Source organism: Streptomyces sp. NPDC042002 (assembly GCF_055588305.1).
In genome coordinates, this window is the sequence record NZ_JBVJCT010000051.1 from 1 (window position 1) to 16,012 (window position 16,012).

A 16,012-nucleotide genomic window follows, 5' to 3' on the forward strand; every position below is an offset into this window, starting at 1 on the left:
GACACCAGCCCCCCTTCCCCACCTCTCCCCCCCCCCCCCCCCCCCCCCCCCCCCTCCCCCCCCCCCCCCCCCCCCCGGTTCCCCCCCCCCCCCCCCCCCCCCCCCCCCCCCCCCCCCCCCCGCCTCCGTTTTCCTTCTGACGGGCAGTCAACAGTCGGGGAGCCACGCACCGGCGACCCACCCGGGCCCCACCAAACACGTTCGATGGGGCTGTACGGGCCTCCGGGTCAGCGACTTGGGCGGAAGCGGCGGTACAAGACCGCACCCGCGAAGAGGGACACGGCGCCGCCGGCGAGCGCCGGGACGGCCAGATCCGCTCCCGTGTGGGCCAGCGTGGGCGTCGCGGTGTCCGGAACGGCCTGCTGCCGGGGAGCCGGGATCCGTGACGCCGGGGGCGTCGCGACCGAGGGCTTGGGGGCCGGAGCTGTTCGGGGGACGTCACGGTGAGAGTGGTCACCGCCGTTGACCGACTCGTTGCCAATCACCGGGTTACCGACGCCGACCGCGTTGACGCTGTTCCCGGAAACGTTCACCGGCAGATCGACCGGGAGCTGCAGACCGTTGCCTGAGATCAGCCCGGGCGAGTCCGTGACGCGGCCATCAGCCGAGGCTCCGCCTGACGCGTCCGATCCGCCGTCGGTCTCCGCGCCGCCGGCCTTGGTCGTGCCCTTGTCGTTCTTGGCCGTGCCGTTGTCGTTCTTGGCCGTGCCCCTGTCGTTCCTGCACACGTTGCCCACGGCCGGGTTGAGCAGCCCCACGACGTCCACCGTGTTGCCGCAGAGGTTCAGCGCCCCAGACAGTGGAACCTGGATGTTGTTCCCGGAGAGCACCCCGGGCGAACCGGCCGCCGTAGCCCCGGCGTCAGCGCCGTCGGCTGCGAAGACGGCGGACACGGGAAGCGCCACAGCCATCGCGCCGGATGCGGCGGCAACGGCGAGCACACGGTTTCGAGTAGCCCGTCTCATGGATTCTTACCTTCCTGACATCACTGCGGGCACTCACCCGCACATCTGCAAACGCTGGAAAGGCAACAGGGTTATGGCGTGCCGCCTTCCAAGTCGCTGTGCTGGACCAAAAGGTCCCGACAGATGCCGTCGATCATGTGACTGTCGGTCTGGTTGCTCGTTGCTCTTGTCATGGCGATCGTGACGAAGAGGCAACCGCGGCCGTGGAGACGTATCGGACGAACCGTGATCGCTCGTCGAGCCGTTGCCGCGCAACCCGAACTGCGCGCAGCGGCGCACGCTCTCCGGCGGCAACGCTCGCCGACGGGCGTGCGGTTGGGGGCGGTTCCACTCTCCGGGCCCATGGCATGACCCTGAGTCGAGACAGGTGGCCCGAGCGGTCACCGGCGGCGTCTCGTCCCTGGCATCGCGGCAGTCCCTACAGGCAGGCGCATGAACGGCCGTCGGATGCGGGGCGATGGATGGGTCGCTTCACCGTTCGACGTGCCACACCTTCTGCTGATTTGCAGGCGAAACGGCAGACAGCGCTCGCACACGACTCCACGTTGATCAAGCCTTTGTTTTCCGACGAGGAGACGCCACTGTGCGAATTTCTGATATTCAGCGCTGCGAGGTCCGGCCTGGCCGCCTTGTGGAGTGGGGGTTCAGCCCTGCGACCGTCGCGGCCGCGGCGGTGCTGCCGACGGATCCGCGGCCGCCGGCGTACATCCAGGAGTCACACATCAGAACGGCGCGGTCGGTGCGCGAGGGAGGCTTGTTTGTGCCGACCTGGCTCGGTACGGCTTTCGACCTGCCCGGCCAAGTCGACCTCGACGCGCTGGAACAGGCCCTACGCGGCTGGACACTGCGCCACGAGACGCTGCGCAGCGGGTTCAGATGGGTGGGCGACGAGATGCACCGGTTCACTCTCGACCGGGACGATGTCACGCTCTACCGCGAAGTGGTGGGCGACTTCGCCGATGCGAACCTGCTGGCCGAGCGTTTGCAGGACCGTTTCGACGACGCGGCAGACGCTCTCGGCTGGCCCAATCTCATCTACGCGGCGGTCGTCCGCGAGGACTCCACCAGCGTGTATCTGGCATTTGACCACACCAACGTCGACGCCTACTCGCTGCAGCGCATCCCGTACGAGGTCCAGGAGCTGTACACGGCACATGTCGCGGGACAGCCCCTCACCGCCGCACCGGTCGCGAGCTATGTGGACTTCTGCGAGCAGGAGCGGGCGAACGCGAACGCCATCGACGACACACACGCGATCGTCACGCGCTGGCGGGAGTTCATCGGCCGGTGCGACGGAAGGCTTCCGGAGTTCCCTGTCGATCTGGGCCTGGAGCCCGGCGACGATCTGCCCGTCCAAAAGCTCATGCGCGAGCCGCTCGTCGATGCGGACGCGGCCGCGGCGTTCGAGACGTACTGCCGGCCCTACGGCGGCAGCCTGGTGGGCGTCCTGGCCGCGACCAGTCTGATCGTCCACGAACTCGGTGGGCAACCGGTCTACCGCACGGTCGTGCCGTTCCACACCCGACTGAAGTCCGCGTGGTCGGACTCCGTGGGCTGGTATGTCGGCGGCGCGCCGATCGAAGTACCTGCGGCACGGGACTTCGACGCCGCGCTCGCCTCGGTCAGGGCCCAGCTGCATGCCAATCGGTCGTTGGCGCGCATTCCTCTGGCCCGAGTACTGCACCTCCTGGGCGAGGACTTCCGCCCCACATCGCCCGACTTGTACTCGATCATCTCGTATGTGGACGCCCGCCTCATTCCTGGTTCGGCCTGCTGGAGCGAACAAAAGGCGTACGGGCTGCTCCGCGTGTCGTACGGCGATCAAGTGTGCGCCTGGGTCAACCGGCTGCACGAGGGGCTGTGGATCGCGTGCCGCCACCCGGACACGGACATCGCTTCCAAGAACGTACGCCTGTACATCGAGAAGCTTCGCGAGCTGATCGTCTCAGTTTGTCCTGCGACCTTTTCAACCGTCGTAGGGCGATGATCGGGCCGATGCTGCGGGCGGGGGCCGGGTAGGCCGTCGCGGCGGACGGGGACGGCGAGCGGGTCCGCGGTGAGGTGGCCGTCCACGGCGGAAGGCTTTCCGCGGCCGGGCGGCCGGCCGACGGTGGGCGGCCGGACGTGGTTGGGCGGTTACGCGGTGACGGCCGTCCGCACCGCCTGGACCAGCGCCTGCGCTCGCGCGTCCGCCGTCACGCTCGTGCGGAAGGCGTTGGTGACGTACCCGAAGGCGATGCCCGACTCGGGGTCGGCGAAGCCGAGGGCGCCGCCGCGGCCGGGGTGGCCGAAGGAGCCCGGGGAGAGCAGCGGCGACGCTCCGCCGTGGAGCATGTAGCCGAGGCCGAACCGGGTGTTGACGACCAGGATCCGGTCGGGTCCCGCGGACTGTTCCGTCCGCGCGGCCGACACCGTCTCCGGCGTGAACAGCCGCACACCGTCCACCTCGCCGATCAGCGCGGCGTAGAAGCGGGCGAGGCCGTCGGCCGTGGCGATGCCGTTCGAGGCGGGGAGGACGGCCGCGCGGTAGGCGGGATCGTTCTCGTCGGGCATCGGGGTGATCGCGGCGAAGGCGCGGCGGGTGAGGCTGTCCGGGTCGGCGTACGCCTCGGAGACCGCGCGCTTCGGACGGGTCTTGAGGACGCCGGGCGTCGACGGCGCCTCGACCTGCGCGACCCGTCCCACCCGGCCGGCCGCCGCCTCCGGAAGCCCGACCCACAGGTCAAGGCCCAGCGGCCGGGCCATCTCGTCCGCGATCCACCGGCCGATCGTGCGCCCGGTCACCCGCCGGACGAGTTCGCCCGTCAGCCAGCTGTACGTCTGCGCGTGGTACCCGTGCTCGGCCCCGGGCTGCCACGCCGGCGTCTGCGCGGCCACCGCGGCGGCCGCGAGGTCGAGGTCGGCGGCCTCGGCGGGGCTGAGCGGGCGGTCGAGGACGGGCACTCCGGCCCGGTGCGCGAGCAGGTGCCGTACCCGCGTGTGCTCCTTGCCGTGCGCCTTGTACTCGGGCCAGTAGGCGCCGACCGGCGCGTCCAGGTCGAGGTGTCCCCGCTGGGCGAGCAGCAGGAGTACGGCGGCGGCGACGCCCTTCGTCGCGGAGCGCACGATCTGCGCGGTGCCGCGCTCCCAGGGCTCGGTGCCGTCGACGTCACGGGCGCCGCCCCACAGGTCGACGACCTTGTGCCCGTCGCGGTACACGGTGACGGCGGCGCCCCGGTCCCCCAGCGTCGCGAAGTTGCCCGCGAACGCCTCTCTGACCGGCTCGAAGCCCTCGGCCACTGTGCCGTTCACGTCCACGCCCGCGCTCCCTGTCGCCTCACCACTGCCGAAGTCCCAGCAGTGAGTGCAACACGCGTCCGGGGCCTTCGATTCCTAGGACCCCTAGCCCAGCAGGATCGTGACCTCGATGTTGCCGCGGGTGGCGTTCGAATACGGGCAGACCTCGTGCGCCGCGTCCACGAGCTTCGTCGCCACTCCCTCGTCGACGACGGGGAGCGAGACGCTCAGCGCGACCGCCAGTCCGTAGCCGCGCTGCTTGTTGGGGCCGATCCCGACCTTCGCCGCGACCGTGGAACCGGAGAGGTCGAGGCCGGCGCGGCGGCCCACCAGCACCAGCGCGTTGTGGAAGCAGGCGCTGTACCCGGCCGCGAAGAGCTGCTCGGGGTTCGTCCCGTTCCCGTCGCCGCCGAGCGCCGGCGGCATCGCGACCTTCAGGTCGAGCTGCCCGTCCTGGCTGGTCACATAGCCGCTCCGGCCGCCGTGCGCGGTGGCCTCGGCGACATACATGATCTTCGTCGGACGGGTGTCGACAACGGCGCCGTCGATCACGGCAGACCTCCCCCAGTGCGGGCAACAGAAGTGCACAAGTGCATCGCGCACAAGGTACTGGCCGGTATGGGGTCCGGAATGCCCGGGGTGGAAATCGCGGGCGCCCCGGCCTCGGAAGGGGCTCAGCAGGGGTCAGGCGGCCCCGGCTTCGGCAGGGGTCAGCGGTTGCGGGCCGCCGCGTCCTCCGCGCGCTCCGTCAGCCGCCGCAGCTCCTCGCGGAGGCGCGTGACGTCGGCCTCGCTCATACCGGTCGCCGTCAGCAGCGCCTGCGGCACCTCCTCCGCACGCTCCCTGAGCACTTCGCCGCGCCCGGTGAGGGTGACACGCACGGAGCGTTCGTCGTGCGCCGAGCGCTCACGGCGTACGAGTCCCGCCGACTCCAGCCGCTTGAGCAGCGGCGACATCGTGCCGTAGTCGAGGTGCAGGGCGGCGCCCAGTTCCTTGACCGTGGTCTCGCCGCGCTCCCAGAGGACCAGCAGCACGAGGTACTGCGGGTAGGTGAGGCCGAGCTCCTCCAGCAGCGGGCGGTACGCGGCGGTCACGGCACGCTGGGCGGCGTACAGCGCGAAGCACAGCTGGTCGTCGAGCAGCAGCGACCCGGCCGGCGGCCCGACGTCCTCTTGTTTCGTCACGCCCCCATTGTCACGGAGCGCGGGTCGAACCCGAAGGGCAGCTCCAGACGGTGGGTGCGCATGAGCTCGTCGTCGGAGAGGAGGTCGCCGGTCCCGCCGTCGGCGACGATCACCCCGTCGCTGAGGACGAGCGAACGGGGGCACAGTTCGAGGGCGTACGGCAGATCGTGGGTGACCATGAGGACGGTGACGTCCAACGAGCGCAGGATGTCGGCGAGTTCACGCCGGGAGGCGGGGTCGAGGTTGGAGGAGGGCTCGTCGAGGACGAGGATCTCCGGCTCCATCGCCAGCACCGTCGCGACGGCGACCCGGCGCCGCTGCCCGAAGGACAGATGGTGCGGCGGACGCTCGGCGAAGGCTTCCATGCCGACCAGCTCCAGTGCCGTACGGACGCGGGCCTCCAGTTCGGCACCCTTCATGCCCGCGGCGGCGGGGCCGAAGGCGACGTCCTCGCGCACGGTCGGCATGAACAACTGGTCGTCCGGGTCCTGGAAGACGATGCCGACCTTGCGCCGGATCTCCGCCATGTGCCGCTTGCCGACCGGGAGTCCGGCGACCGTCACCGTTCCGGCGCCGCCGGTCAGGATGCCGTTGAGGTGCAGGACGAGGGTGGTCTTGCCGGCGCCGTTCGGGCCGAGCAGCGCGACGCGCTCGCCGCGCCCGATGCCGAAGTCGACGCCGAACAGGGCCTGGTGGCCGTCCGGGTAGGCGAAGGCGAGCCCCGCGACCTCCAGCGAAGCCGGCACGCCGTCCTTCCCACCGGCCGCCCCCGCGGCGATCTCCCCCGTCTTCTCCCCCGGCGTCCCCACGGCCATCTCCCCGGTCGTTCCAGCAGACATCACAGCGTCCATCCCAACAGACATACGGCAAGGGCGGCGAACGGAAGGGCGAGGGCGTACGACCACTGCGCCCGGGACGCGGTCACCTCGTCGATGACGGGCATCGAACCGGCGTACCCCCGGCTCACCATGGCGAGATGCACGCGCTCGCCGCGCTCGTAGGAGCGGATGAACAGCGCGCCCGCGGACTTCGCGAGCACCCCCCAGTGCCGCACCCCGCTCGCCTCGAAGCCGCGCGACTCCCGCGCGATCCGCATGCGCCGCATCTCGTCCGTGATGACATCGCCGTAGCGGATCATGAAGGAGGCGATCTGCACGAGGAGCGGCGGGAGCTTCAACCGCTGTAGGCCCAGGAGCAGTTCACGCAGTTCGGTGGTGGAGGCGAGCAGGACGGAGGCGGCGACGCCGAGGGTGCCCTTGGCGAGGACGTTCCAGGCGCCCCACAGACCGTTGACGCTCAGGGACAGTCCCAGCACGTCCACCCGCTCGCCCTCGGCCACGAACGGCATCAGCACCGCGAACGCGACGAACGGGATCTCGATCAGCAGCCGCTTCAGCAGGACGCCCGCCGGTACCCGGGCCTGGCGGGCGACCACCGCGAGCAGTACGGCGTACAGCGCGAACGCCCACATCGCCTCGCGGGGGGTGGAGACGACCACGACCACGAAGGCGAAGGCCGCGGCGAGCTTGGTGTGCGGCGGGAGGGCGTGGATCGGCGAGTGCCCGTGCCGGTACAACCGGTGAGCGTGACCCGCCCCCACGTCAGACGCCTTCCGGTACGGAGGCGGGCGAGGTGTCGGACGTACGGCGTCTGCGGACCGTCCAGAAGACGCCGGTGCCCGCGACGACGGTGACGCCGACGCCGATCACCCCCGCGAGGCCGCCGGAGACCCGGGCGTCCGCGATGTCCTTGACCCCGTATCCGGCGAGCGGCGAGTCGCCCGTGGCGTGCTTCCCGGTCCGGGTGTCGATGCCCTTGTCCTTGGCGACCTTCTCCAGGCCGTCGGGGCTCGCGGAGGCGTAGAAGCTGACGAACCCGGCGAGCACGAGGGAGGTGACCAGGCCGGTGATCCACACCCTGCGGTGCGAGGAGCGGGCCGCGACGGGGGCGGCGGCCGTGGGGGCGTCGACCAGTTCCCCGCCGACCCGCAGCTTGAGCCGCTGCTGGAGACCGCGGGCGCCGTACACGAGATCGGGCCGTACGGCGATGACGGCGCCGACGGTGAGCGCGGTGATCACGGCCTCGCCGATGCCGATGAGGACGTGGACGCCGATCATGGCCGTGGCGACCTTGGAGATCGCGACGTCGGTGGTGCCGCCGACCGCGTAGATGAGGGTGAAGGCGACGGCGGCCGCCGGAACGGAGAGCAGCGCGGCGACGAAGGACGCGACGGTGACCGAACGCCGCTTGCGGGGCAGCACCTTCACCAGGCCGCGGAAGAGGGCGTACGACACGACCGTGGTGACGATCGCCATGTCGGTGATGTTCACGCCGAGCGCGGTGAGGCCGCCGTCCGCGAAGAGGATGCCCTGCATGAGCAGGACGACGGAGACGCAGAGGACACCTGTGTAGGGGCCGACGAGGATGGCCGCCAGGGCACCGCCGAGCAGATGTCCGCTGGTCCCGGCGGCGACCGGGAAGTTCAGCATCTGCACGGCGAAGATGAAGGCGGCGACCAGGCCGGCGAGCGGCGCGGTCCGCTCGTCGAGTTCACGGCGGGCACCCCGCAGGCTCACGGCGATGGCGCCGGCGGCGACCACGCCTGCGGCGGCGGAGACAGGGGCGTTGATGAATCCGTCAGGCACATGCACCGTTCGATGATAGTGCCTTGTTGCGAATGACTTGCAAGAGCGAGGACCCATGAATAGCTCCCGACGGGCAGGAGCGCGGGAGCAGTTCACGGGGACGAGCCGACGGGCGCGACGGCGTGAACCGTTCACGGAAGGGTGTGTGACCGCCGCCGCACACATGCACCCGCCCTGACTGGGCAGGCGTTCCCCGAAGGGCGGTCACGGGCGACCGGAGAGCGGTTTCCACGGGATGTGCGACATTGGAATGGTGACGGGACTCACAGCTTCCGCACATGTAACGCAGCGTAAGGAGTCGGTTCATGCACGCCGTCGAACAATACGCACGCGCTCATATCGTGACCGACACCGCCGACACCGCCGACGACGAACACCGGGCCGTCCCGGTGGCCCTCCGGTACGACCCGGAGGCCGACCCCCGCCAGGTTCACATCACGCTGCCCGGCCCCCATGAGTGGGTCTTCGACCGCGAACTCCTCGAACAGGGCCTGCGTGTCCCCGTCAGCGACGGCGACATCCGCATCTGGCCGTGCGGCCGCGTCCAGGCCGTCCTGGAATTCCACTCGGCGCAAGGGGTGGCGGTCGTGCAGCTCGACACGAAGGCGCTCATGCGCTTTCTCCGTCGTACGTACACGGCCGCCACCCCGGTGGCTCACTGATCACTCGCCGGCACCTCGCCGCAGGACCGGCGAGGTCTCACCGATGCCCTCGTAGAGGCCCTTCCGACTCCGGGACCTCCGAGGGTTCGGTGGTCCCGGAGGTCCGGAGGTTCCGGAGATCCTTGACGTCTCAGAGGTCCCAGACGTCTCAGAGGTCTCCGGCCAGGACTCAGACGCCGGCCAGTTCCCGGTCGCGGTCCGCGTCGCGCGGCTTCTCGTCGAGCGCGCGCAGGCCCTCGCCCTCGACGTCCACGTTCGGGAGCGCGCGGTCCAGCCACCTCGGCAGCCACCAGGCCTTCTTGCCCAGCAGCGCGAGCACCGCCGGGACGAGCGCCATCCGCACGATGAACGCGTCGAAGAAGACGGCGATGGCGAGGCCGAAGCCGATCATCTTGATCATCGACTCGCTGGAGCCGATGAACCCGGAGAACACGGCGATCATGATGACCGCGGCCGCCGTGACGACCCGGGCGCCGTGCTTGAACCCGGTCACGATCGCCTGGCCGGGCGTCTCACCGTGGACGTAGGCCTCCCGCATACGCGTCACGAGGAACACCTCGTAGTCCATGGCCAGTCCGAAGACGACGCCCACCATGAAGATCGGCATCATCGACATGATCGGGCCGGTCTCCTCGACGCCCATGAGACTGGACAGCCAGCCCCACTGGAAGACCGCGACGACCGCGCCGAGGGCCGCCATCACGCTGAGCAGGAAGCCGAGAGCCGCCTTCAGCGGGACGAGGATCGAGCGGAACACCACGATCAGCAGCAGGAAGGCGAGACCGACCACGAGCGCGAGATACGGGATCAGCGCGTCGTTGAGCTTCTGCGAGAAGTCGATGTTCATGGCCGTGGAGCCGGTGACCAGCACCGTCGCGCCCGTCTCGGCCTTGATGCCGGCGCCCCCGCCACGGATGGTGTGAACCAGGTCCTCGGTCGTGACGGAGGACGGCTTCGAGTCGGGGATCACCGTGATCATCGCGGTGTCACCGGCCTTGTTGGACGCCGCCGGGCTCACGCTCACGACACCCTTGAGGTCCTTGATCTCGTCATGCACCTTGCTGAACGCCGCCTTGGGCGCGTCGCTGGCCTTCGCGTCGACGACGACCATCAGCGGGCCGTTGAAGCCGGGCCCGAAGCCGTCGGAGAGCAGGTCGTAGGCGCGCCGCTGGGTGGTGGACACGGGCTGCGAACCGTCGTCGGGCAGGCCGAGCTGGAGCGAGGCCGCCGGGACCGCGGCGGCGCCGAGGCCGATCACGCCGAGCAGCAGCACGGCGAGCGGGCGGCGGACGACGAAGCTCGCCCAACGGGTGCCCATGTTGGGCTTGCCCGCCTTCTTGGCGGCACGGCCGCCGCCGAGGAGCCTGCTCTTCTTGCCGGCCGGCTGGACCCTGCGGCCCGCGTAACCGAGCAGCGCGGGAATCATGGTCAGCGCGATGAGGACGGCGATGGCGACCGTGCCCGCCGCCGCGACACCCATCTTCGTCAGCATCGGGATGTTGACGACCGACAGTCCGACCAGCGCGATCACGACGGTCAGCCCGGCGAAGACCACCGCCGAGCCCGCCGTGCCGACGGCCCGTCCGGCCGCTTCCTCGCGTTCGCGGCCCTCGGCCAGCTCGGCCCGGTAGCGGGAGACGATGAACAGGGCGTAGTCGATGCCGACCGCGAGGCCGATCATCATCGCGAGGGTGGAGGTGGTGGAGCCGAGGTCGAGGGCGCTGGCGAGCGCGGTGATCGTCGAGACCCCGATGCCGACACCGACGAGCGCGGTCAGCAGCGGCAGCCCGGCCGCGATCAGCGAACCGAAGGTGATGACGAGGACGACCGCGGCTATCGCGATGCCGATGGCCTCGCTGGAACCGGTCTCGGGGGTCGCCTGGAGCGCGTCACCGCCCACCTCGACGGTCAGTCCGGAGTGCCGCGCGTCCTGCGCGGCCGCCTTCAGGGCGTCCTTCGAGGCGTCCTTCAGCTCCATGCCGGAGACCTTGTACTTCACCGAGGCATAGGCGATCGACCCGTCCTTGCTCACGGCGTGGGTCTTGAACGGGTCGGTGACGGAGGTGACCTCGGAGCCGGTGCCGAGCACCTTGACGGCCTTCTTGACCGTCGCCTTGTTGTCCTTGTCCGCCATCTTCTCGCCGGTGGGCGCCTTGAAGACGACCCGTGCGGTCGCTCCGTCCGCGCTCATTCCGGGGAAACGGTTCTCCAGCAGGTCGAAGGCCTTCTGCGCCTCGGTGCCGGGGATCGAGAAGGAGGACGATCCCGCGACGGGCGCGGAGGCGGCGCCGACACCCGCGAGCGTCAGCAGTGCCACCCAGATCAGGGCGGCGAAGTGCCGTCGCCGGAAGGCGAGTCGGCCGAGTTTGTAGAGGAATGTGGCCACGAGGGCGTACTCCCGGTCAGGTCGTGGAAGGGCAGGGGCTGGCGTGATCACCCGAGTGGGGGCAGGGGGGATCAGCCCGACGACGTGAGCGGCGCGTCAGGTGCGACTACAGATCTGTTCTGTAGGGGGTGAATCTGCGGGGGTGAAAGAGCTGAAGGAGATGAAGGGGCTGAAGGACTGGGAAGTCAGGCGCCGAGAGCGGGGAGGACCACGGCGTCGACATACGAATGCAGGAAGGCCTGCGTCGGCGGGAGTTCGTCGATCATGGTGCGGGCGGCGAAGGCGCCGATGAGCATGTGCATCACGTACTGGATCGCCGGGTTGTCGGCACGGATCTCGCCTCGGTCGACACCGCGCTGGAGGACCCCGCGCAGCTCTTCCAACTCCGGCTCGATCAACCACTCCCGGAACGCCTTGAGGAGATCCGGATTGCCGTGCGCCGCCATGGCCAGGCCTCGCATCAGCGCGGAGTCCTGCTCCATCTGGCAGTCGTCCTGCCGGAGGGCGAGCGCGTGGAAGTCGCCCCGCAGGCTCCCGGTGTCCATGTCGGAGAACTTCAGCGGCTTCTGGTGCCGCAGCGCTTTCACGACGAGCTCGGCCTTGCCGCCCCACTGGCGGTAGAGGGTGGCCTTGCTGGAACGGGTACGGGCCGCGACGGCGTCCATCGTGAGGGCGTCGTAGCCGACCTCCCGAAGCAGGTCGAGCACGGCCGTGTACAGCTCGGCCTCACGCTCGGGTGTGATCCGACTGCGACGCGCCGTTGCGGCTTCAGCCATCCCACTCACCTCTCCTGCTTCGGATCCCGCTCGGGAGCCATGCTTCGTATGCCTCTGAAGATACCCCCCGACACCAACGAAACGAAACCGTTTCGTACGTGTGCTGGGTCACGCCGGGGGCACGCCGGGAAGTGGGGGCTACGGCAGGTCGGCGACCGGGGCAGATGGGGCGCGCGCCCTCCTGAACGCGCCCCGCGTACACCTCCCGTATCCCCGGGCGCACCCCTGTCCCACAACGCGCCCCCGGTTCCACAAGTTGCCGGGGCCCGTCCAGCGGAAAAGCATGGGGAGGTGAGCGACGAGTACGAGAACGCGACCACGGACGAGAACTCTCCCGGCTATCTGCGTTTCCCGCACCTGAGCGGCGACCGGCTGTGCTTCGTCACCGAGGACGATCTGTGGCTGGCCCCGCTCGACGGCCGGGGGCGTGCCTGGCGGCTCACCGTCGACCGCACCAAGGTCGGCCACCCCCGTTTCTCCCCCGACGGCCGGCACATCGCGTACACGAGCTGGCGCAGTTTCGTCCCGGAGATCCACCTGGCGCCGGTGGACGGCGGACCGAGCCGCCGGCTCACCTACTGGGGCAGCGCCGACACCCAGGTGTGCGGCTGGTCCCCCGACGACGACATCCTCGCCGTCGCCTCGCACGGCCAGCCCTTCTCGTACTTCACCTGGGCCTACTCCGTCGCCACCGACGGCGACCCCGGCCGCAAGCTGCCCTGGGGCCCGGTCTCGGACATCGGTGTCGCCGACATCGAGGGCGAACGCAGGACCCTGCTGCTCACCGGCACCCCACCGCACGAACCGGCCGCCTGGAAGCGCTACCGGGGCGGGGCCACGGGCCGCATCTGGCTGCACGGCCGGCAACTGGTCGCCGACCTCGAAGGCCATCTCGCCTGCCCGATGTTCGTCGGCGGGCGCATCGCGTTCCTCTCCGACCACGAGGGCGTCGGCAACCTCTACTCCTGCGCGTACGACGGCTCCGACCTGCGCCGGCACACCGACCACGACGCCTTCTACGCCCGGCACGCGTCGTCGGACGGCACCCGGGTCGTCTACCAGTGCGCGGGCGGTCTGTGGATCGTCGACAACCTGTCCCCCGAGTCGGCCCCCCGCCGTCTCGACGTCCTCCTGGGCGGTCCGCGCGCGGGACGGCGTACGTACCCGGTGCCGGCCGCCCAGCACGTGGACAGCATCTCGGTGGACGAGACGGGCCGGGCCAGCGCCGTCGTCGTACGCGGCAGCCTGTACTGGCTCACCCACCGCGACGGCCCCGCGCGCACCATCGCGGACACCCCGGGCGTACGGGTCCGGCTCCCGGAGATGCTCGGCTCGGGCGGCCAGGTCGCCTATGTCACCGACGCGGAGGGCGAGGACGCCGTCGAGATCGCCTACCTGCCGCGCGCGAGCGGCGCCCGCGAGCCGCGCCGTCTCGCCTCCGGCCGGCTGGGCCGCGTACAGGAACTGGTGTCGGACCCGCAGGGCGAACGTCTCGCCATCGCCTCGAACGACGGACGCCTGCTTCTGCTCGACGCGACGGAGGAGTCCGCCGACATCTCCGGTGTGGAGGCGACGGAGGAGTCCGGCGACATCCCCGGTGCGGAGTCCGAGGACACCTCGGGCACGGACTCCGGGGACACGTCGGGCACGGACTCCGGGGACACCTCCGAAACGGACTCCGAGGACACCTCCGAGACGGAGTCCGGCGAAGGCGAGGTCACCGAGCTCATCCGCTCCATCAACGGCCCGGTGACGGACCTCGCCTTCTCCCCGGACGGCGCCTGGCTGACGTGGTCGCATCCCGGGATCGGACGCTCCCTGCGGCAGATCAAGATGGCACGCATAAAGGACCGCCTGATCGTCGACGTCACCAACGGCCGCTTCGAGGACGAGAATCCGGTGTTCACGCGGGACGGCCGCTATCTGGCCTTCCTGTCCTGGCGCGGCTTCGACCCGGTGTACGACGTCCACACCGGGGACCTGTCCTTCCCCCTCGGCTGCCGCCCCTACCTCGTCCCGCTGTCCTCCGCCACCCCTTCCCCGTTCGCGCTGAACCCGGACGGACGGCCGGTCGCCGGGGGCCTCGACCCGGTCGAGGAGGGGTCCGGCGACGGCAGCGCGACGACCGTCGAACTCGAGGGCCTGGAGAGCCGGGTGACACCCTTCCCGGTCACCGCCTCCAAGTACTCGGCGCTGCGCCCGGTCTCGGGCGGCGGCCTGGTCTGGCTGCGCTGGCCGATCTCCGGAGCGCTGGGAGAGACGTTCGCCAACCCGGACGACACGACCGGCCGTCCGACCCTGGAGTTCTTCAACATCACCAAGGCGAAGAAGTCCGAACTCGTCGACCATCTGGACTGGTTCGCGGTGAGCGGCGACGGTTCCCGGCTCGTCGTCGTCGACGAGGGCGACCTGCGCGCCGTCCCCTCCACCGAGTCCGGCGACAGCGACTCGACCGTCTGGATCGACCTGCGCCGCATCCTGCACGAGGTGGACCCGCCCGCCGAATGGCGCCAGGCGTACGCGGAGGCCGGCCGCATCATCCGCGCCTACTACTGGGACCCGAACATGTGCGGCCTCGACTGGGACGCGATCCTGGAGCAGTACCGCCCACTGGTCGAACGGGTCGCCTCCCCGGACGAGTTCGCGGACCTGCTGCGCGAAGTCCTCGGCGAACTGGGCACCTCGCACGCCTACGTCACCGCCGCGCGCCGCAACGAGGGCCCGCCCCACTACCAGCGCTGGCAGGGCCTGCTGGGCGCCAACTTCGTCTGCCGTGAAGACAGTTGGATGCTCAAGCGGATTCTGCCCGGCGACTCGTCCGACTCCAAGGCACGCTCTCCGCTGGCCGGCGCCGGCATCCGCGAGGGCGCGGTCCTGACCCATGTCGACGGGCGCCCGGTCGACCCGGTCACCGGCCCGTATCCGCTGCTCGCGGGCGCGGGCGGTACGACGGTGGAGCTGACCTTCACCCCGGCGGAGGGCGAGGGCCGCTCACGCCGGGTGGCCGTGGTCCCGCTGATCGACGAACGTCCGCTGCGCTACCAGGACTGGGTGGCCAAACGCCGCCAGGTCGTACGGGAGTTGAGCGGCGGCCACTGCGGCTATCTGCACATCCCGGACATGGGCGGCTCGGGCTGGGCCCAGTTCAACCGCGACCTGCGGATGGAGGTCTCGCGTCCGGCCCTCATCGTCGACGTGCGGGGCAACGCGGGCGGCCACATCAGCGAACTGGTCGTCGAGAAGCTGACGCGCACGATTCTCGGCTGGGACCTGACCCGCGACGCCCAGCCGGTGTCGTACGCCTCCAACGCCCCGCGCGGCCCGGTGGTGGCCCTGGCCGACGAGGCGACGTCGTCCGACGGCGACATGATCACCGCCGCCTTCAAACTGCTCGAACTGGGCCCGGTGGTGGGGCAGCGCACCTGGGGCGGTGTCGTCGGCATGACCGGCCGCCACCGTCTGGGCGACGGCACCGTCATCACCGTGCCCATGAACGCGGCCTGGTTCGACGCGTACGGCTGGTCCGTCGAAAACCACGGCGTCGCCCCCGACCTGGAGATCCTGCGCACCCCGCTCGACTGGGCGGAGGGCCGCCACGCCCAGCTGGACGACGCCATCCAGCTCGCCCTCGACCTGCTCCGCACCCATCCCGCGGCCTCCCCGCCGGACCACTCGAACGTGCCCGACAGAACAAGACCGAAGCTCCCCCCGCGAGCGAACTGACCGCCGGGGCCGCGTTCCTGACGGTGTTTCTGACGGCGTTCCTGACCATCGGGGCCGCGTTGCTGCCGGACAGGCACGGGCGGCGGACGCGAGAATGGGGTGCCCCTCGAAAGGGGCACCCCATTCAGGCTGAGCAGGCGCGACGGTCAGGCGTCGTAGTCCTGGTCGAAGCGGTCCTGAGCCTCCCGCTGAGCACGCTCCGCGTCCGGCACCGAACGGTCGCGGCCGGCCGAGGAGCGCTGGCCGGCCTCGTCCCGGGGCTGGCCCGACTTCTTCTTGGCCTGCTGCTTCATCTGCTCGGCCTTGTCCTTGAACTGGTCCTGCATGCTCATGGGATTCACTCCTGTTTGCGGGTGAGGGATTCGGCCCTCGACCCCCTTACGAGTGAGGGGGTC

13 protein-coding genes are annotated in these 16,012 nt (G+C 70.4%); 3 read left to right on the forward strand and 10 right to left on the reverse strand.

The features are described 5' to 3' along the window. Positions 1-227: 227 nt before the first annotated feature. Complete coding sequence (locus ACZ6KY_RS38610; RefSeq protein ID WP_469314929.1) at positions 228-941, reverse strand: chaplin; 714 nt, start codon at positions 939-941, stop codon at positions 228-230. 607 nt (positions 942-1,548) lie between these two features. On the opposite strand from ACZ6KY_RS38610, the gene ACZ6KY_RS38615 reads away from it, so the two are divergent. Further along, positions 1,549-2,952 (forward strand): condensation domain-containing protein, encoded by a 1,404-nt coding sequence (locus ACZ6KY_RS38615; RefSeq protein ID WP_469314930.1) that lies wholly within the window; start codon positions 1,549-1,551, stop codon positions 2,950-2,952. 149 nt (positions 2,953-3,101) lie between these two features. Here the strand turns inward: ACZ6KY_RS38615 and ACZ6KY_RS38620 are convergent, their stop codons facing one another. From ACZ6KY_RS38620 to ACZ6KY_RS38645, 6 genes are all read right to left on the reverse strand, one after another. After that, the gene (locus ACZ6KY_RS38620; protein WP_469314931.1) at positions 3,102-4,262 is read right to left on the reverse strand and encodes a serine hydrolase domain-containing protein; all 1,161 of its coding nucleotides are present in this window, start codon (positions 4,260-4,262) and stop codon (positions 3,102-3,104) included. A gap of 84 nt (positions 4,263-4,346) precedes the next feature. Further along, positions 4,347-4,751 (reverse strand): organic hydroperoxide resistance protein, encoded by a 405-nt coding sequence (locus ACZ6KY_RS38625; protein ID WP_469314972.1) that lies wholly within the window; start codon positions 4,749-4,751, stop codon positions 4,347-4,349. Between the two features lie 200 nt (positions 4,752-4,951). After that, positions 4,952-5,425 (reverse strand): MarR family winged helix-turn-helix transcriptional regulator, encoded by a 474-nt coding sequence (locus ACZ6KY_RS38630; RefSeq protein WP_469314932.1) that lies wholly within the window; start codon positions 5,423-5,425, stop codon positions 4,952-4,954. Further along, positions 5,422-6,240 carry an energy-coupling factor ABC transporter ATP-binding protein gene (locus ACZ6KY_RS38635; RefSeq protein WP_469314973.1) on the reverse strand — a complete coding sequence of 273 codons (819 nt, stop codon included), beginning with the start codon at positions 6,238-6,240 and terminating at the stop codon, positions 5,422-5,424. The genes ACZ6KY_RS38630 and ACZ6KY_RS38635 overlap by 4 nt, the downstream gene beginning before the upstream one ends. A gap of 23 nt (positions 6,241-6,263) precedes the next feature. Continuing rightward, positions 6,264-7,025 carry a cobalt ECF transporter T component CbiQ gene (gene cbiQ, locus ACZ6KY_RS38640; protein ID WP_469314933.1) on the reverse strand — a complete coding sequence of 254 codons (762 nt, stop codon included), beginning with the start codon at positions 7,023-7,025 and terminating at the stop codon, positions 6,264-6,266. A 1-nt stretch (position 7,026) separates the two neighbouring features. Next, a complete protein-coding gene (locus ACZ6KY_RS38645) occupies positions 7,027-8,076 on the reverse strand; it encodes an energy-coupling factor ABC transporter permease (protein ID WP_469314934.1) in 1,050 nt (349 codons plus the stop codon). A 299-nt stretch (positions 8,077-8,375) separates the two neighbouring features. On the opposite strand from ACZ6KY_RS38645, the gene ACZ6KY_RS38650 reads away from it, so the two are divergent. After that, positions 8,376-8,732 (forward strand): SsgA family sporulation/cell division regulator, encoded by a 357-nt coding sequence (locus ACZ6KY_RS38650; RefSeq protein ID WP_469314935.1) that lies wholly within the window; start codon positions 8,376-8,378, stop codon positions 8,730-8,732. Positions 8,733-8,901: 169 nt separating this feature from the next. Here the strand turns inward: ACZ6KY_RS38650 and ACZ6KY_RS38655 are convergent, their stop codons facing one another. Both ACZ6KY_RS38655 and ACZ6KY_RS38660 read right to left on the reverse strand, forming a co-directional pair. Next, positions 8,902-11,118 (reverse strand): MMPL family transporter, encoded by a 2,217-nt coding sequence (locus ACZ6KY_RS38655; protein ID WP_469314936.1) that lies wholly within the window; start codon positions 11,116-11,118, stop codon positions 8,902-8,904. Between the two features lie 185 nt (positions 11,119-11,303). After that, on the reverse strand, positions 11,304-11,894 hold the full coding sequence (locus ACZ6KY_RS38660) for a TetR/AcrR family transcriptional regulator (RefSeq protein WP_469314937.1): 591 nt from the start codon (positions 11,892-11,894) through the stop codon (positions 11,304-11,306). Positions 11,895-12,185: 291 nt separating this feature from the next. Here ACZ6KY_RS38660 and ACZ6KY_RS38665 point away from each other — a divergent pair, with 291 nt between their 5' ends. Then, positions 12,186-15,617: a S41 family peptidase gene (locus tag ACZ6KY_RS38665; protein ID WP_469314938.1), complete on the forward strand. Its 3,432-nt coding sequence runs from the start codon at positions 12,186-12,188 to the stop codon at positions 15,615-15,617. 146 nt (positions 15,618-15,763) lie between these two features. Here the strand turns inward: ACZ6KY_RS38665 and ACZ6KY_RS38670 are convergent, their stop codons facing one another. Further along, a complete protein-coding gene (locus ACZ6KY_RS38670; RefSeq protein WP_469314939.1) occupies positions 15,764-15,949 on the reverse strand; it encodes a hypothetical protein in 186 nt (61 codons plus the stop codon). Positions 15,950-16,012: the final 63 nt, after the last annotated feature.